A 25,130-nucleotide genomic window follows, 5' to 3' on the forward strand; every position below is an offset into this window, starting at 1 on the left:
TCACCCGAGTTACTTCACCCGATCAGCATTCGATGACGTTCACCGCAAGGCCGCCCCTGGAAGTCTCCTTGTATTTGTCCTTCATGTCCGCTCCGGTTTCCCTCATGGTCTTGATGGCCTTGTCGAGGGATACTTTGTGGATGCCGTCGCCGTGAAGGGCCAGGCGGGCGGCATTGATGGCTTTGACACTTGCGATCGCGTTCCGCTCGATGCACGGGATCTGCACCAGGCCGCCCACGGGGTCGCAGGTAAGGCCGAGGTTATGTTCGATGCCCACTTCGGCAGCGTTTTCCACCTGTTCGGGTGAGCCGCCAAGCACCTCGCAGAGCCCGGCTGCGGCCATGGAGCAGGCTGAACCAACCTCACCTTGACAGCCAACTTCGGCGCCGGAGATGGAGGCATTGATCTTGAACAGAATTCCGACGGCGCCCGCCGCCAGCAGAAAGCGGACCACGCCGTCGTCGCTGGCTCCCGGGACAAACTTCACGTAGTAGTGCAGCACTGCGGGGACGATTCCGGCCGCCCCGTTGGTCGGTGCGGTAACAATCCTGCCCCCGGCCGCGTTCTCCTCGTTGACCGCCAGCGCGAACAGGTTCACCCATTCCATCGCCCGGAGCGGGTCGGTGACGCCGGTATCCGCCGTCAGGGTCTGGAATAACGACGGCGCGCGGCGCCTGACGTTCAAGCCGCCGGGAAGGATTCCTTCCGCCGCGCAGCCGTTGTCCACGCATTTACGCATGACTGCCCAGAGCCGCAGCAACTTCTCACGGAGCTCTGCCTCGCTGCGCCACGTTACCTCGTTGGCGAGCATGACGTCCGAGATGGACATGCCTTCGCGGCCGCAGATCGCCAGGAGTTCGTCGGCTGTTGTGAACGGGTAGGGCAGGACTGTGGAGTCGGCAACCACGCGGTCACCGGCATCAGCGTCCCCGTCAACGACGAAGCCGCCCCCAATAGAATAGAAGCTTCGCTCGCTGAGTAGCTCTCCGGCATGGTCCAGGGCACGGAACGTCATGCCGTTGGGGTGGGCCGGGAGGGACTTGCGCCGGTGCAGCACCACGTCCTCGTCCCAGTTGAAGTCCACCCGGTGGTCCCCGCCTACCCACAGCTCAGCATCGAGCGCAGCGGCAGCAACCTGATCATCAGCTGTGAAGGTGTCCACGGTTTCCGGGTCCAGCCCCTGGAAGCCCAGGACCACGGCCTTGTCCGAGCCGTGGCCGCGCCCCGTTGCCCCCAGGGAGCCGAACAGTTCGGCCTGGACCCGTGTGGTGGAGCTCAGGTGTCCGTCGTCTTTTAGCCCGTCGGCGAACAACTTGGCAGCCCGCATCGGGCCGACAGTGTGTGAGGACGACGGCCCGATGCCAACGGAAAAGAGATCCAGGACGCTGAGGGCCATTAGGGAACCTCAGGAGAGGCATACTCCCGCATGGCATCCAGGATCCAGCGGCCCAGGAACTCTGCAAACGAGGCACGTGGGTGGATCCGGTAACTCTCATCGCCGGTCTTCCAGAGGACCACGGGGATGTTGCCGATCTCCGTGGACAACGCCGTTCCGGCCTTGAACCCGCGGGGGTGAAGGTCCAGGGAGCAGCCCTTTTCCAGGACTGCACGGGACCGCGGCCCGATGAGTTCGAACGTGGTGCGGTTGGCGGAGAGGTCCACCACCTGGCCTGCGCCGTCGCCGAGGGCTTCCCTCAACGCCTGGATGAGGTCGCCGCCGAGGGATTCGTGGGCTTCCACGGGGGCCACCACCAGGAATTCCTCGGGCCCGAGCCAGAGCACGGAGGTGTCGCCGGTGCCGCTCACGGCCCCGCACGTCGCGGGCAGACCGCCGGTAACCGATGCGATCCGCTCCGCCGCGTCGGTGTCGCGGGGAACCCGGAGGCCCACCATGGTGAGGAAGGTGATTTCGCGGAGCTCAACAACGCCGGGCACGGAGCCGGTTTGAAATGCTTGCCTGAGCAGCTCAGCCGGACTGGTCCGGAGCGACAGGTCAGTCTCAGGGGAGGTTTTGGGTGCTGCTGTTTCAGCCATCTTTGCGGGTCCCTTCAGGGTCAAAAAGTACGGTTTCCGCCACAACAACATCCACCAGCTGGTTTCCGGCGGCGGCCACCAGGGTTTCGCCGATCCGGTTGCGGCCATTCTTGATCAGTGCCAGGGCGAAGGACCTGCCCAGGGCCGCACTGTGGTAGCTGGAAGTGACAAATCCCTGCATGGGAACGGGGCCATAGGCCGGGGTCACGGGGATGCCCTTTTCCACCAGCTGGGTGCCTTCCGGCAACCGGATGCTGCCGTCAATGGGCAGTACGCTGACCAGGTGCTTACGGTCCTCGCGCTGGGCATCGACGCGGGCGTAGGAGCGCTTGCCGATGAAGTCCTTGGCTTTGGAGACGATCCAGTCCATCCCGGCGTCCTGCGGGGTGACCGTACCATCGGTGTCCTGGCCAACGATCGGGTAGCCCTTTTCGGCACGGAGCACGTGCATGGTCTCTGTGCCGTAAGGGGTGATGTTGAATTCGGCGCCGGCGGCCGCGACGGCTTCCCAGGTGTTCAGCCCATACCAGGCCGGGACGTTGATCTCGTACGCCAGCTCACCGGAGAATGAGATCCGGCAGATCCGGGCGCGTACGCCCGAGGCGAGGGTGGTCTCGCGGAACGTCATGAACGGGAAGGCTTCTGCTTCCAGTCCCCCGTTGGCGGCGAGTTCCGGTGCCACCTTGGCGAGGACAGCGCGGGATTTTGGCCCGACGACGGCGATGGTGCTCCACTGTTCCGTCACCGAGGTGCAGTGCACGTCCAGGTCCGGCCACTCGGTCTGCAGCCATTCCTCGAGCCAGTCCAGCACCTTCGCGGCTCCGCCGGTGGTGGTGGTCATGAAGAAGCGGTCCTCGTCCAGGCGCAAGGTCACGCCGTCGTCGAAAATCATGCCGTCTGCCATGCACATCACGCCGTAGCGTGCAGAACCCGGCGCGAGCTTCTTAAAGGCGTTGGTGTAGATCCGGTTGAGGAACTCGCCGGCGTCCTTGCCCCGGATTTCGATCTTGCCGAGCGTGGTGGCGTCCATGAAGCCGACGGACTCGCGGACCGCTGCGCATTCACGCAAGACGGCCTGGTCCATGTCCTCGCCGTTCTGCGGGTAGTACCAGGGACGCTTCCACTGTCCGACGTCCTCGAAGAGGGCGCCCTTGGCCACATGCCAGGGGTGAATGGACGTGACGCGGGCGGGATCGAAGAGTTCGCCACGCTGGCGTCCGGCCAGGGCCGCAAACGCTACGGGCGTGAAGGGAGCCCGGTACGTGGTGGTGCCGATGTCGCCGATGCCGCGGGATGCTTCCCCTGCATGCTTGAGAGCGGCGGCAATGACCCCGATCGCGTTGACGCCGGAGGTTTTGCCCTGGTCATTTGCGGTGCTGATGGAGGTGTAGCGCTTGATGTGCTCCACGGACCGCATTCCGGCTCCGGTGGAGCGCAGGACGTCGGCGACGCTCTGGTCCCGCTGGAAGTCAACGAAGTGGTGGTGCCAGTCATCCGGAGTGCCGCTCTGCCCTGGAACCAGCCACAGCTGCCGGGTGGGGGCGGACGCCTTCGGCTCGCCGATCGGTAAAGGCTCGTCGGCTGCGGCTGAATTTCCCGGGCTGAAGCCGGCGGCAACGGCTGCCGCGACACCTGCGGAGATGCCTTCGGCGACGCAGTCCTGGAGTTCGAAGCTGCCGCGGCCGGAGCCGATTATCTGCTGGTTCGGGACAGCGGTGCTGGGCACAAAGGCCGCCAGGTCGTCGTCCCAGCGCAGCTTGCCCTGCCGCTGGGAGTGGAGGTGTACCAGCGGGCTCCAGCCGCCGGAGACTGCCAGCAGGTCGCAGGCGATCTCTTCGATGCCAGAGGTGAGTTCGCCGTTGTCGTTGATACTGCGGACGGTGACGCCGTCCAGCCGGCCATCCGTTCCGGCGGCGGTGGCGGCCACCGCGCTGCCGATCAATACGCGCGTCCCGGCTTCGACGGCGGCAGCAGCTACCTCCGTGAGCTTGGGACGGGCGTCAACGATGGCGGCGATCCTGATGCCGGCGGCCCGCAGGTCGGCGGCCAGGGCGTAGGCGCTGTCGTTGGTGGTGCTGATGAGCACGCGCTGTCCGGGGGCCACCGCGTAGCGGTTGAGGTAGCTGCGAACTGCCGAGGCGAGCATGATGCCGGGGCGGTCGTTGTTCTCAAAGACCAGCGGGCGTTCATGGGCGCCCGGGGCCAGCACCACCTGGTTGGCACGGATGTGCCAGATCCGCTGCCTGGACACGCCGGGCGCGGCCGGGGTGGACAGGTGATCAGTGCGGTTCTGGACGGCGATGACGTAGTTGGCATCGTAGGCACCGAAGGCGGTGGTGCGGTTCAGGACGGTTGATTCGGCGCCGGAAACGAGTTCGGCTTCGATGTCCGCCACCCATTCAAGGGCCGGCTTGCCTTCGATGATCTGAGCCAGTTCGGGGGCCGTGGAACCGGAAAGCAGAGAACCGCCCAGTTCGGGCTGGTCGTCCAACAGCATGACCCGCGCGCCGGTGCGGACGGCTTCGCGGGCTGCGGCCAGGCCGGCGGGGCCGCCGCCAATCACCAGGACGTCGGTGTGGACGTACTTTTTGTCATATTCCGCGCGGTCCTCCTCGGGATCCAGGCGGCCCAGGCCGTTCAACAGGCCGGCGTTCAATCCGTCCACCAAAGTGACGGTGGTAGCGGGAAGCATGGATTCTGCAACGTGGCCGGGGAATCGCGGTTCCACCTTGACCAGGGCGTTGGATTCCTCAACCCCGGCGGACATGATGCCGCGGGGCCGGTCCTCGTAGAGGGAGTTGCCGACGGCAATGCGGCCGTTGGCGAGCAGGGCGGAGGCGAGGGTGTCCCCCGGGTGGCCCGTGAACTCCTCCCCGTCCACAGTGAAACGCCAGGAAATGGTGCGGTCGATCCGGCCGCCGGCGGTGAGGCGTGCTTTCTGGGAAGTCACTTTGTTGCTCCTTCCGGGGCGGTGGTGCTGGGTGATGCAGTACTTGTGCCGGTGCTGGTTGCAGCAATGCTGGGCCCGGCAGTACCTGTTGTGGTGCTGTCCGGGGCGGTGCTGGCGGTTCCGGATTCGGCGGCCGGCGGGGCGGCTGCGGGCCGGGCCGAGCCCATCGGGTAGACAGCCTGGATCTCGTAAGTGACTGTGTCGCGGACCATGTTGAACCACTGGCGGCAGCCGGTGCTGTGGAGCCAGCGTTCGGCGAAGGCGCCCTTGGTGTTGTCCCGATAGAACAGGAACTCGGCCCATTCGCGGTCGTTCAGTTCGTTCGGGTTTTCCGGATAGGCCACATGGGCCTGGCCGCCGTAGTGGAACTCGGTTTCGTCGCGGGAGCCGCAGTTGGGGCATGAAATGAGAAGCATGACCGGACTCTCTTCTTAGTGGGCCACGGCGGCTGCGCCGTGTTCATCGATCAGGGCGCCGGTTTCGAACCGCTCCAGCGCAAACGGCTTGTTCAGGTGGTGCGGCGTTCCGGTGGCGATGGTGTGCGCAAAGGTGAGGCCGGCGGCAGGGGTACCTTTGAAGCCGCCGGTGCCCCAGCCGCAGTTGACGAACATGTTTTCCACAGGCGTGATGCCCACAATCGGGGAGGCATCCAGGGTGGTGTCAACGATTCCGCCCCAGGTCCTGAGTACGTGGGCCCTGGCGAAGATCGGGAAAAGTTCGACGGCGGCCGCCATCTGGTGCTCGATCACGTGGAAGGACCCGCGCTGTCCGTAACCGTTGTACGAGTCCACGCCAGCGCCCATGACCAGTTCGCCCTTGTGTGCTTGGGAAACGTAGACGTGCACGTGATTGGACATGACCACTGTCGGGTGGACCGGCTCATGCAGCTCGGAGACCAGCGCCTGCAGCGGGTGGGACTGGATGGGAAGCCGGAAGCCTGCCATCTCGGCCAGGACCGAACTGTGCCCGGCGGCGCAGAGGCCCACCTTTTCGGTGTTGATGGTGCCGCGGTTGGTCTTGACGCCCACCACCTTGTTGCCGTCCTTGAGGAAACCGGTGACTTCGCAGTTCTGGATGATATCCACGCCCAGCTCGTCGCACTTGCGGGCGAAGGCCCAGGCCACGTGGTCGTGCTTGGCGATGCCTGCCCGGGGCTGGTAGGTGGCGCCCATGACGGGGTAACGGATGTTGTCGTTGATGTTCAGGATGGGGCAGAGTTCCTTGACCTGCTGCGGATCCAGCCACTCCGCGTCCACACCGTTGAGTTTGTTCGCTCCGACGCGCCGCATGCTTTCGCGGACATCACCCAGGGTGTGGGCGAGGTTCATCACGCCGCGCTGGCTGAAGAGGAAATCGTATTCGAGTTCTTCCGGCAGTATTTCCCAGAGTTTGAGGGCGTGCTCGTAAATGGCCGCGCTCTCGTCCCACAGGTAGTTGGACCGGATGATGGTGGTGTTCCGGGCCATGTTCCCGCCGGCCAACCACCCCTTTTCGAGGACGGCAATATTGGTCATGCCGTGGTTTTTGGCGAGGAAGTAGGCGGTAGCCAGGCCATGCCCGCCGCCGCCAACGATCACGGCGTCGTAGGAGGACTTGGGCTCAGGGTTCCGCCAGAGGAAATCCGGATGCTCCGGAAGCAGATCGGCCATCATGCCACCTCGATCGCGTCAGAGGAAAGGTTGGCGTAGAGCGGGAACTTCCCGGCCAGGATTTCAACCCGCTGCCGGAGTTCTGCCACGGTCTCTTCATTGAAATCGTGCTTGAGGGCTGCGGCGATAATGTCTGCGACCTCGGTGAATTCTGCCTTCCCGAACCCACGCGTGGCCAGTGCCGGCGTGCCGATTCGAAGCCCGGAAGAGACCATCGGCGGACGCGGATCAAAGGGGACGGCGTTGCGGTTGACCGTGATCCCGATACGGTGCAGGCGGTCTTCGCCCTGCTGGCCGTCCAGTTCCGAATTCCGCAGGTCCACCAGGACCAGGTGCACGTCGGTCCCGCCGCTGACCACAGTGACGTTGGACTCGGCAACATCAGCAGCCAGCAGGCGCTCGGCGATGATGCGGGCGCCTTCCAGGGTGCGTTCCTGACGGTCACGGAACGCCGGCTCCGCAGCAAGCTTGAACGCAACTGCCTTCGCGGCAATGACGTGCTCCAGCGGGCCGCCCTGTTGTCCCGGGAACACCGCGGAGTTTACCTTCTTGGCGATGTCGGCGTCGTTGGTCAGGATGACTCCGCCGCGCGGACCGCCAAGGGTCTTGTGTGTGGTGCTCGTAACGATGTGGGCGTGAGGGACGGGGTTGGCGTGGAGTCCTGCGGCCACCAGGCCGGCGAAATGTGCCATGTCCACCATCAGGTAGGCACCCACCAGGTCGGCGATACGGCGGAATTCGGCGAAGTCCAGCTGACGGGAGTAGGCGGACCAGCCAGCAACGATCAGCCGGGGCTTGTTCTCTACGGCCAGGCGCTCCACTTCAGCCATGTCAATGAGCATGGTGTCTTCGCGGACTCCGTACGGGACCACCTTGTAGAGCTTGCCGGAGAAGTTGATCTTCATGCCGTGCGTCAGATGGCCACCGTGTGCAAGGTTCAGCCCGAGGATGGTGTCGCCGGGCTGGATCAGGGCGAACATGGCCGCTGCGTTGGCCTGGGCTCCGGAGTGGGGCTGCACGTTGGCGAATTCCGAGCCGAACAATGACTTGAGCCGATCGATGGCGAGCTGTTCGACCACATCAACGTGTTCGCAGCCGCCGTAATACCGCTTGCCCGGGTAGCCCTCGGCGTACTTGTTGGTCAGTACCGATCCCTGGGCTTCCATCACGGCAGTGGGCGCAAAGTTTTCGGAGGCGATCATCTCCAGCGTACCCTGCTGACGCAGGAGTTCCTGCTCCACAGCGGCGTGGATCGCAGGATCGGTTTCTGCGAGCGTGCGGGTCAGAACGTCGACCATCATTTCTCCCTAGCTGTTGCCTAATATCCTGTTGATATATTAGTTGCGTAGCTCCCAGTATGCTACGGGCAGCTATGGGTGTCAACAGATTTTTAGGGTCGGTGCAGAGACGCCGGAAGCGCGGCTTTGAGGGCCGCGCTTCCGGGTGACAACTGGAGAGGTGAGATTGGGACTAGGTAAAAAGAGCCCTGCGGACGGCATCCTCGAAGCCGCTGACGTGTGTTCTGGCGAGATCCGCGGCCCGGGCCTCGTCCCCCTCAATCACTGCTCCGAGCAGTTCCACATGTTCATGAACGTGGTGGGCGAGATCAGGAAGGCGATCGAGCACCATGCACCAGATGCGCGTTGCCAGATTGTCGTACCGGATCAGGACATCTTCCAGGTGGGGATTGCCTGCAGCGGCATAAATCCCCTGGTGCACACTTGCATCCAACCTCAGGGTTTCGACGACGGAGGCGGCCTGCGTATCGAAGGACTCAACCGCCTGCATCACAGCGTGCAGCTTCTCCCGCTGCCCTGTTGTGGCCACCCGCGCAGCGCGAGCGGCCGCAAGTGGTTCAAGCTGAGTCCGGATTTCGGAAATGAAAGCAAGGTCGGTTACCTCCACGCGTGTGGCAAAAGTTCCCCGGCGCGGGTACGAAACAACCAGTCGGTCAAGCTCAAGCCGCTTCAGGGCTTCCCGCACGGGAGTCCGTCCCATGCCAAGATCCTTGGCGAGGTGGTCGTCATTGAGAAGATCACCCGGCTTAATGTCAAGCATCAGCAGCCGGTCGCGGATGCGCTCATACGCCTCTTCCGCCAGCGACTTCTTGACGGTATCCTCCGCGATAGCCAAGACTCCCACTGCCATAACCAGACCCCTTTCTGTTGGAGCAAATAGGCTATTGACCTCGCCCACCGACCAGTATACGCTGATGCCAACCCTAATATATCAGTTCACGATTTCAGAATATATCTAAAGGAGATGACATGGCTCTAGTGGCTACAGACTTATCAACCAGCACCCTGGCTCAGACCGAGCCCCGCTTGGAAGGCAAGGCCCAGAAGTTCGTGCTCACATTGTCGTGCGTCGAACGCGCCGGGATTGTCCAGGCGGTCACTACCTTTCTCTTCGAACGCGGCTTCAACATCGACGAGCACCAGCAGTTCGACGACGGACTCCGGCAGACACTGCATTTGCGCACCGCATTCTCGGGTTCCCCTGACTACACGCCTGAGAGGCTTCAAGCGGAGTTCAACGCGATCGCGGACCGCTTCGAGATGAAGTTCAGCTTCCATGACCAGACGAAGCAGCGCGTCCTGGTGATGGTTTCAAAGTTCGGGCACTGCCTGAATGACCTGATCTTCCGCTGGCGCGGTGGCAGCCTCGGCGGCGACATTGTCCTGATAGTTTCGAATCATGAAACCCACCGGGCAATGGCTGAGGCAGCGGGCCTCCCCTTCCTCTATGTCCCGGTGACACCAGAGACAAAGGCAGACGCCGAACAGCGCCTGTTGGATCTCATTGACGAATATGACATCGACCTCGTGGTGCTGGCCCGCTATATGCAGGTGCTGTCCGACGACCTATGCCGCTCCCTTGAGGGCCGTGCCATCAACATCCACCACTCCTTCCTGCCTGGATTCAAGGGCGCCCGCCCGTATCACCAGGCGTACGATCGTGGGGTCAAGCTGGTCGGTGCTACAGCCCACTATGTGACTGCCGAGCTGGACGAAGGGCCCATCATCGAACAGGAAGTCATCCGCGTGGATCACAGCTACGGTCCCACCGCACTTTCAACAGTCGGGCAGGATGCGGAAGCCCTGGCATTGTCGCGCGCCGTACGGTGGCACTGCGAGCACCGTGTTTTGCTGGATCAGACCAGCACTGTCGTGTTCCGGTAAGCCCCGCCACCCCATCAGCACAGACACACACGAAAACCAGCAGGAGAAACCACATGGCTTCGACGCCAAGCATTGTCATTATTGGAGCGGGAATCGTCGGCACGAACCTTGCCGATGAACTGGTCACACGGGGTTGGAACAACATCACTGTCCTGGACCAGGGCCCCCTGAATATGCCCGGCGGCTCCACGTCCCACGCCCCCGGCCTCGTTTTCCAGACGAACCCTTCGAAGACCATGGCACTTTTCGCCAAGTACACGGTGGAAAAGCTCCTGTCCCTCACGGAGGACGGCCAAAGCTGTTTCAACCAGGTGGGCGGCCTTGAAGTTGCTACCACGGAAACCCGTCTGGCAGACCTCAAGCGGAAGCTCGGCTATGCGGCTGCATGGGGCATCGAAGGCAAGATCCTCTCCCGCGAAGAGTGCAAGGAGCTCTACCCGCTGATCAACGAGGAAGACATCTTGGGCGGCCTCCATGTACCTACCGACGGCCTGGCCCTGGCTGCCCGCGCAGTCCAGTTGCTCATCAAGCGCACCGAAGCAGCCGGCGTGAAGTACATCGGCAACACCGCGGTGACCGGGATCGAACAGTCCAACCGCCGCGTCACCGGCGTCGAGACCGCCGATGGCGTGATCCCGGCGGACATCGTGGTTTCCTGCGCGGGCTTCTGGGGCGCCAAGGTTGGCGAGCTGATCGGGATGTCCGTCCCGCTCCTCCCGCTGGCCCACCAGTACGTCAAGACCACGCCGGTTCCCGCCCAGAAGGGCAAGAACGAATTGCCCAACGGCGCCCAGCTCCCCATCCTGCGCCACCAGGACCAGGACCTCTACTACCGCGAGCACGGCGAGCGCTACGGCATCGGCTCCTACGCACACCGACCCATGCCCGTGGACCTGGACGAACTGGGCAGCTACGAGCCCAGCAGCATCAGCGAACACAACATGCCTTCCCGCCTGGACTTCACCCTGGATGACTTCCTTCCCGCGTGGGAAGCAACCAAGCAGATCCTGCCGGCACTGCGTGAAAGCGAAATCGAGGATGGCTTCAACGGCATCTTCTCCTTCACCCCGGACGGCGGCTCCCTGGTGGGCGAGTCCAAGGAAGTGGACGGCTTCTTCGTTGCCGAGGCCGTGTGGGTCACACACTCCGCCGGCATCGCCCGTGCCGTGGCAGAGCTCCTCGTGGACGGAAAGTCGCAGATTGACCTCGGCGACTGCGATATCCACCGCTTCGAAGAGGTCCAGCTGACCCCCGAGTACGTCAGCGAGACCTCCCAGCAGAATTTCGTGGAAATCTACGATGTCCTGCACCCGCTGCAGCCCAAGCTCTCTCCGCGCAACCTTCGCGTCAGCCCCTTCCACGCCCGCCACAAGCAGCTGGGCGGCTTCTTCCTGGAGGGCGGCGGCTGGGAGCGCCCCTACTGGTTCGAAGCCAACGCCGAACTGCTCAAGGAGATGCCTGACGAATGGCAGCCGCCGGCACGTGACGCCTGGTCCGGGATGTTCAGCTCGCCCATCGCCGCGGCCGAAGCCTGGAAGACCCGCACCGCGGTGGCCATGTACGACATGACTCCGCTCAAGCGCCTTGAGGTCTCCGGCCCCGGAGCAATGAAGCTGCTGCAGGAGCTGACCACCGCCGACATGACCAAGAAGCCGGGGGCCGTCACCTACACCCTCGTGCTGGACCACGCAGGCGGGATCCGAAGCGACATCACCGTGGCCCGCCTGAGCGAAGACACCTTCCAGCTCGGAGCCAACGGAAACATCGACACCGCCTACTTTGAGCGGGCCGCACGCCACCAGACGGAAAGCGGTAGCGCCAGTGACTGGGTCCAGGTCCGCGACACCACTGGCGGAACGTGCTGCATCGGCTTGTGGGGACCCCTCGCCCGGGACCTGATTGGCACGGTCAGCAGCGACGACTTCTCCAACGACGGCCTGAAATACTTCCGGTCCAAGAAGGTGGTCATCGGCGGCGTCACCGTCACGGCAATGCGCCTGTCCTATGTCGGCGAGCTGGGTTGGGAACTGTACACCAGTGCAGACAACGGGCAGCGCCTGTGGGATGCACTCTGGAAGGCCGGGCAGCCGTTCGGTGTAATCGCTGCCGGCCGCGCCGCATTCAGCTCCCTGCGCCTGGAAAAGGGCTACCGCTCGTGGGGCACGGATATGACCACCGAGCATGACCCCCTGGAAGCAGGACTTGGTTTCGCCGTGAAGATGGCCAAGGAAAACTTCGTCGGAAAGGCAGCGCTGGAAGGCCGGACCGAGGAAAACTCCGCCCGCCGCCTTCGCTGCCTGACCGTCGACGACGGCCGCAGCATCGTGCTGGGCAAGGAACCTGTCTTCTACAAGGACCAGGCAGTCGGCTACGTCACCAGCGCCGCTTACGGCTATACCGTAGCCAAGCCGATCGCGTACGCGTACCTCCCCGCCGCTGTGTCCATTGGTGACTCTGTCGAGATCGAATACTTTGGCCGGCGCATCCAGGCCACAGTCACGGCCGATCCGCTGTACGACCCCACGATGACCAGGCTCCGCGGCTGACAGCCCAGGAAGACACATGATCAGTTCAGAAACAATAAACGACTACCTCACCAGTCTTGCATCGCGTCAACCCACCCCCGGCGGCGGCGCAGCCGCGGCGCTCCACGCAGCCCAGGGAGCGGCACTCGTCGGAATGGTTGCCAGATACACCACCGGGACGAAATACGAGCAGCATGCCGAACTCGTGACAAGGGTCATCGCCTCTGCCGACAGGCTGGTGGTCGAGGCGCTGCGCCTCGCGGACGCCGACCAGCATGCGTTCCAGGGTGTCATCGATGCGTACAAGCTCCCGACCAGTACTGATGATCTCAAGGCCGCACGAACGGCATCCGTCCAGGACGCACTCATCCTGGCCGCGAAAACGCCCGCGCAACTGATCCTCCTTGCCGGCGATGTGGTGGATCTTGCCACGGAACTTTTCGAGGTGGCCAATAGCAACGTGATCAGTGACGTCGCCGCCTCCGTCGATGCAGCCCGGGCAGCCGCCACGACTGCCCGAGTCAATATCGACATAAATGTGGTTGCCATCAAGGACACCGAAGCCCGGTCCCGGCTGGCTGACCAGACCGACGGCCTTGAGGAAAAAGTCATCCTGGCCGCCGACTCGCTCGCCAAGCGCGTTCGCGAAAGGATCCTCGGTTGAACACCACCCTCCTCTCCGGGCGGACCCTCGCCAGGCTCATGCAACAGAGGGCCCACGACGACGCAAGGGACCTCGAAACCGAAGGCCTGCGCCCGACGCTTGCAGTTGTTGTGGCCACAGACGACGGCTCCGCTCACTGGTATGTTCGGTCCATCGAACGGGCTGCAGGAAACGCCGGCATCACGTGCCGGATCGTGGACCTGGGCCACGACGCGACAGAACAGGCGTTGGCCAGTGTCCTGAAAGCCCTCAGCGCCGAGCCGTCGGTGCACGGGATCATCCTGCAGACTCCGTTACCGCCCGGCGTTGATGCAGATGCCCTGGTTGGACATATCGCCCCTGAAAAGGACATCGACGGCGCGAATCCACTGAGCCTCGGCCGCCTGGCAGTCGGCCAGCCCTCGTTCGCGCCCGCCACGGCCCGCGCCGTCATCGAGATCCTTGACCACTTTGATATCCCGGTGGCGGGCCGGAACGTCGTCGTCATTGGACGCTCGGCCGTTGTTGGAAAACCGCTGTCCCTGCTGCTGCTGGAACGCGACGCCGCCGTAACCGTCTGCCACTCCAGGTCAGGGCCGCTCGAGAAATACACCAGGACGGCCGACGTCGTGATCGTTGCCGCCGGGCGCATCGGCCTGCTAAACAGTAGCCATATTTCTCCCGAGGCCGTGGTGATCGACGTTGGCACCAACGTCCTTCCGGACGGGTCCCTCGTAGGGGACGTGGATCAAGCCAGCGTCCGTGGCGTTGCTGCCGCACTGACTCCAGTTCCGGGCGGGGTCGGGTCAGTCACCACGTCCCTGCTTCTCCTTCACACGATCGAAGCCGCCCGGGAACAGTCGCGTGCCTTCGTCAGGAGAGGAGTCGCGTAATGTCGGATAAATGCGATCCGCCCGAGCGGTTGTTGCTGTGACGTGGAAGAACGGAGAGCAATGAGCAACGAAGCTGTTGCGCGGGTACGGCTGGAAGTTGTTCCGTCTGCCGATCTCCTCAAGCAACTCTCCACGGCTTTTGACAGGAAGAGTTCCGTCAGCGTGACGTGTCTCCCCCACCACGGGCCTGGCAGAACGGTGGAAGCCTCAGTAAACCTGGCACGCAAGGGTTATCACACAGTTCCCCATCTCGCTGCCCGCAGCATCACCAGCCAGGCAGAACTGCATTCCCTGCTTCTGCCGCTCCAGGAAGCGGGCGTCTCCGAGCTTTTTCTTGTTGCCGGGGACCGGCGAACGCCTGCAGGTCCCTACTCGTGGAGTGGAGAACTTCTTGAGGCGGTTAAGGCGTATTCTTCTGACTTCTCCATAGGCATTGCCGGCTACCCTGAAGGCCACCCGCAACTCAGCCAGGAGCAACTCAGCGGCAGCCTGCACACGAAAGCACCTTTTGCGTCGTCCATAGTCACGCAAATGTGCTTCTCAGCCGAGGCGATCAGCCGGTACGTCACGACAATCCGCACTAGTGGCCTGGAGTTACCCGTCTGGGTTGGAGTCCCCGGCCCAGTCTCCATCAGGAAGCTGGTGTCCATGGGAGCACGCCTCGGGGTGGGCCGCTCTCTCAAGCTTGCCCGGGGTACGGGGATGGCGGGAGCACTCATGCGCGGAGACGACTTCCTAAGCTACGACAGCGGACGCCTGATTCGGGAGGTCCACCAGGAATTGGCGGGCGATCCCCTCTTTGCCGGATTCCATGTCTACACCTTCAATGACCTCAGCCGCTTGCCTGGCCTCCTGCAAAGTCTGCCGGCCTTGCAGCCCACCGCCACGCTGGCTCGGCGCAATGCCACCACTCCACTGTTTCCTGCGAAGATCTGAAGGGAAGACCCCATGGCTTCCAAAGCCCCTAAGCACAATATCGACGAGTCAGAACTGAGCGTGACGAAGCCGAAGTCCAAGGCCGTCGGCATCCCCGCGGTCGTTAACTCGCTGAAGATCTCCCTCGAGCAGATGGGCCCGCTGCGCAGCGTCCAAACGCTGCTGGCAGTCAACCAAGTGGATGGGTTCGACTGCATGGGTTGCGCCTGGCCTGAGCACGAAAAGCGCAATGCCGCTGAATTCTGCGAGAACGGTGCCAAGGCAGTTGCAGAAGAAGCCACACGCCGACGTGTCACCCCTGAATTCTTCGCGCAGCACTCGATTGCCGACCTGAAGATGCGCGACGACTACTGGCTGGGTCAACAAGGCCGTTTGACGCATCCGATGCTGCTCGACGAAGGTGCCACCCACTACAGGCCAATCGACTGGGACGACGCTTATGAGCTGATCGCCCAGGAAATCAGAGACATGGATCACCCCGACCAATCGGTCTTCTACACTTCCGGCCGGACGTCGAATGAGGCAGCCTTCGCCTACCAGCTGCTCGTCCGGGGCATCGGGACGAACAATTTGCCGGACTGCTCCAACATGTGTCACGAATCATCCGGCTCAGCACTGGTCGAAACCATCGGCATCGGCAAAGGTTCCGTCAGCCTCACCGACGTGGAGACTGCGTCCCTGATTTTCGTGGCGGGTCAGAATCCAGGCACCAACCACCCCCGCATGCTCAGCGCCCTGGAGAAGGCAAAGAAGAACGGCGCCGTCATTATCTCCGTCAATCCGCTTCCCGAGGCCGGGCTGCTTCGGTTCGAGAACCCGCAGACCATTTCCGGAATGGTGATGGGCACCGAATTGACCGACGACTTCCTGCAGATCCGCGCAGGTGGCGATCAGGCCCTCTTCCAGGGGCTTGGCAAGTACCTGCTCGAAGCCGAAGCGCAGGGGCGCAAGACCCCTGGCCTGGGCACAGTGCTGGACCATGAATTCATCAAGCACCACACCGTGGGCATTGACGAATATCTGCGGCACCTTGAAAAGGCCGAATGGGACGACATCGTGGAAGCCACCGGACTCACACTGGAACAGATCCAGTCCACGGGTGAACGCCTGCTGGCCTCCAGCGCCACCATCGTCTGCTGGGCCATGGGCCTGACCCAGCACAAGCACTCGGTACCCACCCTTCGTGATGTGGTCAACGTCCTGCTTCTGCAGGGCAACATCGGGAAGCCCGGAGCCGGCGTCTGCCCTGTCCGCGGCCACTCCAACGTCCAGGGTGACAGGACCATGGGTATCTTCGAAAAGATGCCGGAGACTTTCCACGACCGGCTTGACGAAGAATTCCGTTTCCTCTCCCCCAGGGCCCATGGGTTCGACACCGTGGCTGCCATTCGCGCCATGCGGGACGGAAAGGTGCGGGTCTTTATCGGCATGGGCGGCAACTTCGTACGGGCGGCCCCGGATTCCGAGGTTACGGAACAGGCGCTGGCAAACACACGGCTGACCGTGCAGATCTCCACAAAACTGAACCATTCCCACGTCTCGACGGGCCGTCGCGCCCTGATTCTTCCGACGCTGGGACGCACCGAGAAGGACACCCAACGCACAGGCGACCAGAGAGTGACCGTGGAAGATTCCATGAGTGCGGTCCACGCCTCCCGCGGACGCCTTAAGCCCGCCAGCGAGCACCTGCAGTCCGAAGTGGCCATTGTGTGCAACCTCGCCCATAAGCTGTTCACGGACAATGCAAACCACCCGCTGCCCAACACCCCGAAAGCCGACTGGCTCGCCATGCGGGACGACTACTCGATTATCAGAAAACACATCGAGGGCGTCCTCAGCGGCTTTGAGAATTTCGAGGAACGAATCAAGAACCCCGGCGGGTTCATCCTCCCCCACCCGCCCCGGGACGCCAGGGAGTTCGACACCGCTTCAGGCAAGGCCCACTTCACAGGCAATGACCTCGAATTCATCAGGGTCCCTGCGGGACGGCTGGTCCTTCAGACACTGCGATCCCACGACCAGTACAACACCACTATCTACGGCAAGGATGATCGGTATCGCGGAATCCATGGCGGGCGCCGCGTCGTCATGATCAACGCCGAGGACATAGTGGAACTGGGGTTCACGGACGGGACCATGGTGCATCTCATCTCCGAATTCCAAGGGACGGAACGCCGGGCCGAAAACTTCCGCATCGTGGCTTACTCGACGCCGAAGGGATGCGCGGCAGCCTACTATCCGGAAACCAATGTCCTCGTTCCGCTTGATTCAGTAGCAGACACCAGCGGTACGCCCACCTCCAAGTCCGTCATCATCCGACTCGAACGCGCTGAACCGTGAGCGCCCGCCTGAGCACACAAACGACAGAGGCCAAGGGGGTGGACGGGCCCAGGGTGGAACGGGCGGTTCGAGAATACCTTCTGGCCATCGGAGAGGATCCTGAAAGGCCCGGACTGGCGGACACTCCCGCCCGCGTGGCCCGCGCCGCCGCGGAAACGTTTGGCGGGCTCCATGAGGATCCCCTGGCAGTCCTGGACAGGACGTTTGACCTGGGTCACGGTGAGATGGTCATCGTCAAGGACATCGCTTTCTATTCCACATGTGAACACCATCTGGTGCCGTTCCATGGCGTGGCGCATGTGGGCTACATCCCTTCGGCAGAAGGACTCGTAACCGGCCTCAGCAAACTGGCCAGGCTGGTGGACGTGTTTGCGCGACGCCCGCAGGTACAGGAGCGACTTACCACCGAGGTGGTGGACGCGCTGGTCTCATCACTGCGTCCGCTGGGCGCGATTGTGGTGGTCGAATGCGAACACCTGTGTATGTCCATGAGGGGCGTCCGTAAGCCAGGGGCAAAGACCATCACCTCCGCAGTCCGCGGCGAACTACGCCTGCCCGCCGCCCGTGCTGAGGCACTGAGCCTCATTCGCAGCCGGTAAGAAATGTCTGGACACTGCCTTAGGGCTACTCTACGATATAACTGATATATCTTTAGTTGTCATGCAAAAATATCAGTCTCTTTGCATGACCGGTACGGCATCCCGCTGACAGTCTTCGTCTTCGCGAAGTATGAGCTGTCCCGTTCCCGTGAAGGGTGCTTCGGTGGTTTTTGACGCCTGGGGAGGTACATCGAAGCACCGTTTTCGGGTGACGGGGCACTCCGGCGATTTACCGGACCAGTGCAGGGCCAACCGTGAGGCAGGCCTGGCATCAAAATCCCAGCACCACCCCCGTATCCAAAGGAGTGTCCATGTCAGGAAACAGAGCCGTTGCCTATAAGGAACCCGGCGTCGTCGAGATCATCAATACCGACTACCCGACGTTCGAACTTAAGGATGGACCCGGCGTCAATCCCGCCAATGTCGGCCGGAAGGTTCGCCACGGTGTGGTCCTCCGCACGGTTACCACCAACATCTGCGGGTCGGACCAGCACATGGTGCGCGGCCGGACCACGGCGCCGCGGGACTTGGTCCTGGGGCACGAAATCACCGGTGAGGTGGTGGAAGTCGGCCCGGATGTCGAATTCATTAAGGTCGGCGATATCGTCTCCGTGCCCTTCAACATCTCCTGCGGCCGCTGCCGCAACTGCAAGGAACGCAAGACAGGTATCTGCCTGAACGTTAACCCCGACAGGCCCGGCAGCGCCTACGGCTACGTGGACATGGGCGGCTGGGTTGGCGGCCAGGCGGAGTACGTATTGGTTCCCTACGCAGACTGGAACCTGTTGAAGTTCCCCGACCGGGACCAGGCCTTGGAGAAGATCATGGACTTGACCATGCTCTCGGACATCTTCCCCACTGGCTTCCACGGAGCAGTCACGGCAGGAGTGGGCGTCGGTTCCACTGTCTACATCGCAGGCGCGGGTCCGGTGGGCCTGGCGGCCGCCGTCGGTGCGCAGCTGCTTGGTGCGGCAGTCGTCATTGTCGGAGACATCAACGAAGACCGCCTCGTTCAGGCCAGGTCCTTCGGATGCGAAACGGTGAACGTCTCCAAGGGTGACCCGAAGGACCAAATTGAGCAGATCCTCGGCGTGCCCGAAGTGGACTGTGGCGTGGATGCAGTCGGATTCGAAGCCCGCGGGCACGGCAAGGACGCCTCGCACGAAGCGCCGGCCACTGTGCTGAACTCCCTCATGGACATCACTGCAGCAGGTGGCGCCCTGGGCATCCCGGGACTCTACGTGACCGGTGACCCCGGCGGAATCGACGAGGCGGCCCAGCACGGGTCCCTCTCGCTGTCGCTGGGAACCGGATGGGCGAAATCTCTGTCCTTCACCACTGGCCAGTGCCCGGTGATGAAGTACAACCGCCAACTGATGATGGCCATCCTGCATGACAAGGTGCAGATTGCCAAGGCAGTGAACGCCAAGGCAATCCCGCTCGATGAAGCGCCGCGCGGATACGCGGAATTCGACGCCGGCTCGGCAACTAAGTTCGTGCTCAACCCGAATGGATACGTCAAGGCGTAGCAGGCCGCTAACGGGGCCGGAGATCGGGGCAAGCACCGTATGGTGCGATCCCACATTCTCCGGCCCCACCTTTCAGTGCATCATTACCTTCAGAAAAGGGGCACCTTTGCTCGTCCAGGAAACCACCATGAGCAGTCGCACATCGAAGTTGCTCCCTGCTTGGGGCCCATCCGAGCATGCCTCCCCCACCTGGTCCGAAGCGCGCCAGCTGGCTTTCGATTGCGCTGCCCCGCTCGCACCGGTGGAGGTCCCGCTCTCATCGGCAGCAGGCCGCACCCTGACCCGCGACGTCGCCGCCCTGCAGGAGCTCCCCCACTACGACTCCTCTGCCATGGACGGCTGGGCCATTAGCGGATGCGGTCCATGGGTCGTTACCGACAAAAGGAAATTTCTCCTACCCGGGAGTGCCGGCGTCATAGCGACAGGCGGGCTGGTACCTGCCGGTGCCACGTCGATACTCCGCAAAGAAAGCGGGGAGATTCACCAAGACGCTGCAGGCAACACTCTCCTGCGGCTTAATGACGCTGCAAAGCACGGTGAGCCGGGTCAGGGCCGCCATATCCGTCCTGCCGGCGAAGAAGCTGCGGCCGGTGAAGTGCTGATCCCCGCCGGTACGGAATTGAACCCCGGCCACGTTGCGCTCGCAGCCGTGGCCGGCCATGACCATCTCCAGGTGCAGGGCAAACCGCTGGTTGGAATCGTACTGACCGGTGCCGAAGTAGTGACGGCGGGTGTTCCGGAACCAGGACATGTCAGAGACGCTTTTGGTCCCCAGCTGGGCTCAGTCATTTCCCTTCTGGGCGGCACACCCGCCGGCTCCCTGCGCGTCGGGGATTCCTACGGTGAATGGCTCACGGCATTGGGCGGCTCAGAAACATTACCCGGACCAAGGCCGGACGTAACCATCACCACTGGTGGAACCGGATGTTCCGGGACAGATCATTTTCGCAATGCCATCGCCGCTCTCGGCGGACACCTGCTGCTGGATGGCATCGCCATGCGCCCCGGCCACCCGGCTGTCCTGGCCGGGCTGCCGGGCGGCCGCTTCGTCGTCGGACTGCCCGGCAACCCCTTGGCAGCAATGATGGCCCTCATCAGTATTGGTGCACCACTGCTGGATGCACTGGGAGGAAGGTCCCTCTCCGCCATCGGGCAGGTGACGTCTGCAGCAGACGTTGATCCCTGCCCCGGCCGTACTCGCCTGATTCCCTTCAGGCTCATCGAGGGGTTGGCCTTTCCCGTCCCGCACACCGGCCCCGGAATGCTCCGTGGACTGGCCGCAGCTGATGGTGTCATGGCTGTTCCCCCTGGCGGAGTCCTGTCCGGCGAGACGGTTTCTGTGCTCCCGCTCCCTTGGACAAAGTCCAACAACACGATCCTGTCCACCGCCAACCGAGTGCGGAGCACCACATGGCACGCATGACTCAACGCCGGAGGATCCATCGCTTCCACCTCGACGGATCCGGCACTGAATACCCGGTACGGTTCAAAGAAGATTTACTTGCCGCTGAGGAGCCCCTGGAAATCCGTATCAGCGGCCGCTCTTTCGCGGTCACCATGAGGACCCCTGGGGACGATTTTGACCTGGTGGCGGGGTTTCTGGTTTCGGAAGGCATCATCAGCTCCCACTCCGAGCTGGTATCACTGCGCTTTTGCAGCGGAGATGCGGGGGCAGAACAGACGTATAACGTCATCGATGCCCAGCTGAGACCGGATGTTCCCATGCCCGACACCATGCGGCATGTCTACACTTCAAGCTCCTGCGGCATCTGCGGGACGGACTCGATCGATTCCGTCCGCAAGACCCTTCGCTTTGACCCGTCCCGTGACGCGCTGCGGATTCCCGTGGATGTCCTCGCCGAACTCCCGGAGCGGCTTCGCGAAGCCCAGGCGGTGTTCGATAAGACGGGCGGCGTGCATGCGGCCGGCCTGTTCAAAGTGGACGGCACCACCCCGGAGTTACTCTGTCTCCGTGAGGATGTTGGACGCCATAACGCAGTGGACAAAGTTGTAGGTTGGGCGTTACGCCAGAACCTGTTGCCGTTGAGCGGCACCGTCCTTCAGGTTTCAGGACGGGCCTCCTTCGAGCTTGTCCAGAAGGCAGCTATGGCGGGCATTCCTGTCTTATCTGCCGTGAGTGCGCCGTCAAGCCTGGCCGCCGAGCTCGCCGTCGAAACCGGGGTGACATTGGTTGGCTTCAACCGGGGGCACAGCCTGAATATCTATGCCGGCAGGGACAGGCTGGGCCGCCCGCAGAACGTGAGCCGAGAGGAGAACCATGTCCTGCTTTGACGTCATCTAGGCCGCAAGAGTGAACGGACACATGCTTCCGCTGTAACAGGGGAATTGCGGGGGTCTAACCATTCCGGTCTAGGATCAAACACAAGGCGGGTGTTTTCAGCCTCTTGTTTGGCCACAGAAAGACGTAGGTGTGGATCATGGCCAGAAATGACCTTGACGCCCAAAAGAATGCAAACGGGCAGGCTGGCGGCGTGCAGTCCGTTGACCGTGCCCTGCAGATCCTCGAGATCCTCTCACGCGACGGACATGCAGGCGTGAGTGACATCGCGGAGGAAATGGGCGTTCACAAGTCCACCGTCTTTCGGCTGCTCGAATCCCTTGCGGGCTCTGAAATGGTCCAGCAGAACAGCGGCCGTGGAAAGTATCAGCTTGGCTTCGGCATCCTTCGCCTCGCAGCCTCCATCCCCGCCCGCCTCAGCCTGGTGCGGGAGGCCCGGCCGATCCTGGAGGATCTGGCGCATCAGAGCAAGGAAACGGTCAACCTTGCAGTCCTGCGTTCAGGTTACGCCGTCAACGTTGACCAGGCGCTTGGACCCTCCAGCCTGGCCACGCACGACTGGGTCGGAGGCCTGACCCCTCTCCATGCCACTTCCAGTGGCAAGGTTTTTCTGGCAGCGCTGCCCGCCGATGAACGCCGGAAGATCCTTGATGAGGTTGGCCTGTCTGCCCGCACACCCCGCACCATCACCAGCCGGGAAGCACTGGAAAAGCAGTTGCTGGATGTCGCCCATAACGGGTATGCGGAGTCGAGAGAGGAACTCGAGATCGGCTTGAACGCTCTTGCTGTTCCGGTCTATAACCACGTGGCCGCAGTAGTTGGCTCGGTGAGCATTTCAGGACCGGCCTTCCGCTTCGACGCCGAAAAGGTCCCCGAGCTCATCACATCCCTCCGCGAAGCGGGACTGCGGATCAGCGAGAAAATGGGCTACACGCAACGGTGACCCCGCACCCTGGCGGCGTCGAAGTCCTGCTGGTTGATGCGCTGGAGGAGCTCCGCTGAGGCGGCCGCAAAGCTCAAGACCCCGCGGGCGGCCCTTGCTACCGACAGGTCGGCCAAGGAAGCTCCCACGACTGCTGGTGTCTCTACAGAGTGACCCTTCCAAAGTCATCTCGATTGCTCATTACGCAACAGCTGTCAGCATCTGCAACATGGGACGTAGGGCCACGCTTACTGTCCAGGGTGGTTTGGAGGCTCAGAAATATCTTGACATTGAGTGTGACGAGGCGCACGCTGTTGCTTAGCGCGAATTCTGTTGTCTCATGCGGAACGTTATAGAGGTTCCCCCTGCAGCATTCGCTATCTGTTCCCCGACCCTGGAAAGGTGCAACGTGCACAAGCCCTGCCCGCTCAGTGAACTCGCTCCAGGGTTGGCACTTCGGCTTGGCACGGCTCCGCCGATTGCCCGCAAACCGGAAAATCAATGCCCCACCAGCCAAACTGCCCGTCCGGTCCCATGAGGTCAAAGTCACAAACGGCGACATCATGATCACCGAATCCACGGAACCCCCAACCTTCCTGCCGGACTGACGGTCAACGGTCACCTCTAAAACACGCAGTCCATGACTCCCAAGCAAAGGACCAAATCATGGCTATAAACAGCGACACAAAACCCCCCAAGAAACCTCCCGTCAGCGAAGCTGACGCGGATAGGCTAAGAATCGAGGAACTGGCTTCAGAGGACGGTATCGACGCAGTCGTGCTCATCCCTGAGGATGGAACTGCCAGCACTTTGCCGGATTCAGAAGAATACGACCAGATCCTGGAAGAGCTTCGCAATGCCAAAACCGAGCAGGCCGTTTCGGCACGCCGGAAGACGAAACTCACCCTGGACAAAGTCACCTTTGGGATCACAGGCGCCATTGCCGTCGCCTTCGTGATCTGGGGATTCGTTGGCCGGGACAGCCTCTCAGCCTCCTCGACGAGCGCCCTGGGTTGGGTTATGGAGTACACCGGATGGCTCTTTATGGTCCTGGCCTCCCTCTTCGTCATCTTTGTGCTGTGGCTGGCCTTGGGCAAGTTCGGCAACATCCCGCTGGGCAAGGACGGCGAGAAGCCCGAATTCCGCACCGTCTCCTGGGTGGCCATGATGTTCGCCGCCGGCATGGGCATCGGCCTGATGTTCTACGGCGTGGCCGAGCCTCTCTACCACTACGTTTCCCCGCCGCCGGGAACCGTTGACGGCAGCACCCCGGCTGCCATCCAGACTGCAATGGCCACGTCAATCTTCCACTGGACCCTGCACCCGTGGGCCATGTACGCAGTGGTGGGTATAGCCATGGCCTACGGAACCTACCGCCTGGGCCGCAAACAGCTGATCTCCGCCGCCTTCACGTCCCTGTTCGGCATCCGCGTAGTTGAAGGTCCGGTCGGCAAGTTCATCAATATCCTTGCCATTTTCGCCACGCTCTTCGGCACAGCGGCATCGCTGGGCCTCGGCGCCCTGCAAATCGGCAGCGGCATGACGTCCAACGGCTGGGTGGGAGAAATCGGCACCCCGGTGCTCGTGGCCATCGTGGCCGTCCTGACAACCTGTTTTGTCGCTTCCGCGGTTTCCGGCATCAGCCGCGGAATCCAGTGGCTCTCCAATATCAACATGGTCCTGGCCGTGATCCTGGCCCTGATCGTCTTCGTGGCAGGACCCACCCTTTTCATTCTCAACCTGATCCCCGCAGCAGTCGGCGACTACGCGAGGGACCTGGCAGAGATGTCTTCCCGAACCGAAGCGGTGGGCGACGAGGCGCTGCGCAGCTGGATGTCTGGCTGGACCATCTTCTACTGGGCCTGGTGGGTGTCCTGGACACCCTTCGTGGGCATGTTCATCGCCCGGATCAGCCGCGGGCGCACCATCCGGCAGTTTGTCACCGGCGTGCTGCTGGTGCCCAGCGTCGTCAGTGTGATCTGGTTCGGCATCTTCGGCGGCACCGCCTTCCATGTGCAGCAGGAAGCCGATAAGGCCGGCACGCCCGGCCTGGTCACCATGGTCGACGGCGTCCCGTCCGTTAGCTTCGACGGCGCCCTTTTCGATCTGGTCAAGAACCTGGGCATGCCGGCCTGGGCTGTCGCGGCAGTCATCGTCCTGGCAATGGTCCTGGTAGGGATCTTCTTTATCACCGGCGCAGACGCGGCCTCCATCGTGATGGGATCGCTCAGCTCCAACGGCGCCGAGGAACCCCGCCGCGGAGTGGTCATTTTCTGGGGCACCCTCACCGGGGCCGTCGCCGCCGTCATGCTCCTGGCGGGCGGAGACGTGCCCTCGGAGGCCCTGTCCGGCCTCCAACGCATCACCATCGTCGCCGCCCTTCCCTTCGTGGTGGTGATGCTGCTGCTGTGCTTCGCCCTCGTCAAGGACCTCCGCCGCGACCCGCTGGCGCTGCGGCAACGTCTGGCCACCAATGTGATGGAACGTGCGATCCGTACGGGCGTGGAGCAACACGGCCATGTCCAGTTCGACCTCGTTACCAGGCATGAACACCACGACGGTTGTTCGGACGGGACACCCTGCCCGGGGAACGACAGAACCAACTAGATACGGCGGCCGAAGATCCTGG

The 25,130-nt window shown here is 62.7% G+C and carries 20 protein-coding genes; 12 read left to right on the forward strand and 8 right to left on the reverse strand.

Annotation, left to right across the window (positions count from 1 at the left end):
* Positions 1-22: 22 nt before the first annotated feature.
* The 7 genes from M1E05_RS11870 to M1E05_RS11900 form a co-directional block, all read right to left on the reverse strand.
* Positions 23-1,396, reverse strand: coding sequence for an L-serine ammonia-lyase (locus M1E05_RS11870; protein ID WP_461163044.1), 1,374 nt, complete (start codon positions 1,394-1,396; stop codon positions 23-25).
* Positions 1,396-2,034 (reverse strand): sarcosine oxidase subunit gamma, encoded by a 639-nt coding sequence (locus tag M1E05_RS11875; protein ID WP_458114156.1) that lies wholly within the window; start codon positions 2,032-2,034, stop codon positions 1,396-1,398. Before M1E05_RS11875 ends, M1E05_RS11870 begins: the two co-directional genes overlap by 1 nt.
* On the reverse strand, positions 2,027-4,984 hold the full coding sequence (locus M1E05_RS11880) for a sarcosine oxidase subunit alpha family protein (protein ID WP_461163045.1): 2,958 nt from the start codon (positions 4,982-4,984) through the stop codon (positions 2,027-2,029). The genes M1E05_RS11875 and M1E05_RS11880 overlap by 8 nt, the downstream gene beginning before the upstream one ends.
* On the reverse strand, positions 4,981-5,400 hold the full coding sequence (locus tag M1E05_RS11885) for a sarcosine oxidase subunit delta (RefSeq protein ID WP_461163046.1): 420 nt from the start codon (positions 5,398-5,400) through the stop codon (positions 4,981-4,983). Before M1E05_RS11885 ends, M1E05_RS11880 begins: the two co-directional genes overlap by 4 nt.
* A 15-nt stretch (positions 5,401-5,415) precedes the next feature.
* A complete protein-coding gene (locus M1E05_RS11890; protein ID WP_375164768.1) occupies positions 5,416-6,636 on the reverse strand; it encodes a sarcosine oxidase subunit beta family protein in 1,221 nt (406 codons plus the stop codon).
* Positions 6,633-7,931, reverse strand: coding sequence for a serine hydroxymethyltransferase (glyA, locus tag M1E05_RS11895; protein ID WP_461165237.1), 1,299 nt, complete (start codon positions 7,929-7,931; stop codon positions 6,633-6,635). The genes M1E05_RS11890 and glyA overlap by 4 nt, the downstream gene beginning before the upstream one ends.
* Before the next feature lie 172 nt (positions 7,932-8,103).
* Complete coding sequence (locus M1E05_RS11900) at positions 8,104-8,781, reverse strand: GntR family transcriptional regulator (RefSeq protein ID WP_461163047.1); 678 nt, start codon at positions 8,779-8,781, stop codon at positions 8,104-8,106.
* Between the two features lie 119 nt (positions 8,782-8,900).
* Here M1E05_RS11900 and purU point away from each other — a divergent pair, with 119 nt between their 5' ends.
* The 11 genes from purU (at position 8,901) to M1E05_RS11955 (ending at position 22,522) form a co-directional block, all read left to right on the forward strand.
* A complete protein-coding gene (gene purU, locus M1E05_RS11905; RefSeq protein ID WP_461163048.1) occupies positions 8,901-9,815 on the forward strand; it encodes a formyltetrahydrofolate deformylase in 915 nt (304 codons plus the stop codon).
* Positions 9,816-9,868: 53 nt separating this feature from the next.
* Positions 9,869-12,361 carry a GcvT family protein gene (locus tag M1E05_RS11910; protein WP_461163049.1) on the forward strand — a complete coding sequence of 831 codons (2,493 nt, stop codon included), beginning with the start codon at positions 9,869-9,871 and terminating at the stop codon, positions 12,359-12,361.
* A gap of 16 nt (positions 12,362-12,377) precedes the next feature.
* Complete coding sequence (locus M1E05_RS11915; RefSeq protein ID WP_461163050.1) at positions 12,378-13,004, forward strand: cyclodeaminase/cyclohydrolase family protein; 627 nt, start codon at positions 12,378-12,380, stop codon at positions 13,002-13,004.
* Positions 13,001-13,876 (forward strand): bifunctional 5,10-methylenetetrahydrofolate dehydrogenase/5,10-methenyltetrahydrofolate cyclohydrolase, encoded by an 876-nt coding sequence (locus M1E05_RS11920; RefSeq protein WP_461163051.1) that lies wholly within the window; start codon positions 13,001-13,003, stop codon positions 13,874-13,876. Before M1E05_RS11915 ends, M1E05_RS11920 begins: the two co-directional genes overlap by 4 nt.
* Positions 13,877-13,936: 60 nt before the next feature.
* Positions 13,937-14,812, forward strand: coding sequence for a methylenetetrahydrofolate reductase (locus M1E05_RS11925; protein ID WP_461163052.1), 876 nt, complete (start codon positions 13,937-13,939; stop codon positions 14,810-14,812).
* Between the two features lie 12 nt (positions 14,813-14,824).
* A complete protein-coding gene (locus tag M1E05_RS11930; protein WP_461163053.1) occupies positions 14,825-17,152 on the forward strand; it encodes an FdhF/YdeP family oxidoreductase in 2,328 nt (775 codons plus the stop codon).
* Complete coding sequence (gene folE / locus M1E05_RS11935; protein WP_461163054.1) at positions 17,149-17,751, forward strand: GTP cyclohydrolase I FolE; 603 nt, start codon at positions 17,149-17,151, stop codon at positions 17,749-17,751. Before M1E05_RS11930 ends, folE begins: the two co-directional genes overlap by 4 nt.
* 311 nt (positions 17,752-18,062) lie before the next feature.
* On the forward strand, positions 18,063-19,280 hold the full coding sequence (gene fdhA / locus M1E05_RS11940) for a formaldehyde dehydrogenase, glutathione-independent (RefSeq protein ID WP_309107560.1): 1,218 nt from the start codon (positions 18,063-18,065) through the stop codon (positions 19,278-19,280).
* 127 nt (positions 19,281-19,407) lie between these two features.
* Positions 19,408-20,703 (forward strand): molybdopterin molybdotransferase MoeA, encoded by a 1,296-nt coding sequence (locus M1E05_RS11945; RefSeq protein ID WP_461163055.1) that lies wholly within the window; start codon positions 19,408-19,410, stop codon positions 20,701-20,703.
* Positions 20,691-21,572, forward strand: a complete 882-nt coding sequence (gene fdhD / locus M1E05_RS11950; RefSeq protein ID WP_461163056.1) for a formate dehydrogenase accessory sulfurtransferase FdhD — start codon at positions 20,691-20,693, stop codon at positions 21,570-21,572. Before M1E05_RS11945 ends, fdhD begins: the two co-directional genes overlap by 13 nt.
* Positions 21,573-21,718: 146 nt before the next feature.
* Positions 21,719-22,522, forward strand: coding sequence for an IclR family transcriptional regulator (locus M1E05_RS11955; protein WP_461163057.1), 804 nt, complete (start codon positions 21,719-21,721; stop codon positions 22,520-22,522).
* Here M1E05_RS11955 and M1E05_RS11960 read toward each other — a convergent pair.
* A complete protein-coding gene (locus M1E05_RS11960; protein ID WP_461163058.1) occupies positions 22,507-22,650 on the reverse strand; it encodes a hypothetical protein in 144 nt (47 codons plus the stop codon). The genes M1E05_RS11955 and M1E05_RS11960 overlap by 16 nt on opposite strands.
* A 517-nt stretch (positions 22,651-23,167) precedes the next feature.
* Between M1E05_RS11960 and M1E05_RS11965 the strand changes: the two genes are divergently transcribed.
* Complete coding sequence (locus M1E05_RS11965) at positions 23,168-25,108, forward strand: BCCT family transporter (protein ID WP_458114171.1); 1,941 nt, start codon at positions 23,168-23,170, stop codon at positions 25,106-25,108.
* Positions 25,109-25,130 lie beyond the last annotated feature (22 nt).

This window comes from Arthrobacter sp. R4-81, assembly GCF_054792365.1.

Bases quoted from the DNA above. Each gene is read 5' to 3' on its own strand.
- M1E05_RS11910 (WP_461163049.1), top strand. From the start codon at position 9,869: ATGGCTTCGACGCCAAGCATTGTCATTATTGGAGCGGGAATCGTCGGC.
- M1E05_RS11870 (WP_461163044.1), bottom strand. From the start codon at position 1,396: ATGGCCCTCAGCGTCCTGGATCTCTTTTCCGTTGGCATCGGGCCGTCG.
- M1E05_RS11875 (WP_458114156.1), bottom strand. From the start codon at position 2,034: ATGGCTGAAACAGCAGCACCCAAAACCTCCCCTGAGACTGACCTGTCG.
- M1E05_RS11890 (WP_375164768.1), bottom strand. From the start codon at position 6,636: ATGATGGCCGATCTGCTTCCGGAGCATCCGGATTTCCTCTGGCGGAAC.
- M1E05_RS11965 (WP_458114171.1), top strand. From the start codon at position 23,168: ATGGCTATAAACAGCGACACAAAACCCCCCAAGAAACCTCCCGTCAGC.
- fdhD (WP_461163056.1), top strand. From the start codon at position 20,691: ATGGCACGCATGACTCAACGCCGGAGGATCCATCGCTTCCACCTCGAC.
- M1E05_RS11915 (WP_461163050.1), top strand. From the start codon at position 12,378: ATGATCAGTTCAGAAACAATAAACGACTACCTCACCAGTCTTGCATCG.
- M1E05_RS11955 (WP_461163057.1), top strand. From the start codon at position 21,719: ATGGCCAGAAATGACCTTGACGCCCAAAAGAATGCAAACGGGCAGGCT.
- purU (WP_461163048.1), top strand. From the start codon at position 8,901: ATGGCTCTAGTGGCTACAGACTTATCAACCAGCACCCTGGCTCAGACC.
- M1E05_RS11930 (WP_461163053.1), top strand. From the start codon at position 14,825: ATGGCTTCCAAAGCCCCTAAGCACAATATCGACGAGTCAGAACTGAGC.
- M1E05_RS11885 (WP_461163046.1), bottom strand. From the start codon at position 5,400: ATGCTTCTCATTTCATGCCCCAACTGCGGCTCCCGCGACGAAACCGAG.
- fdhA (WP_309107560.1), top strand. From the start codon at position 18,063: ATGTCAGGAAACAGAGCCGTTGCCTATAAGGAACCCGGCGTCGTCGAG.
- M1E05_RS11945 (WP_461163055.1), top strand. From the start codon at position 19,408: ATGAGCAGTCGCACATCGAAGTTGCTCCCTGCTTGGGGCCCATCCGAG.
- M1E05_RS11900 (WP_461163047.1), bottom strand. From the start codon at position 8,781: ATGGCAGTGGGAGTCTTGGCTATCGCGGAGGATACCGTCAAGAAGTCG.
- M1E05_RS11925 (WP_461163052.1), top strand. From the start codon at position 13,937: ATGAGCAACGAAGCTGTTGCGCGGGTACGGCTGGAAGTTGTTCCGTCT.
- glyA (WP_461165237.1), bottom strand. From the start codon at position 7,931: ATGGTCGACGTTCTGACCCGCACGCTCGCAGAAACCGATCCTGCGATC.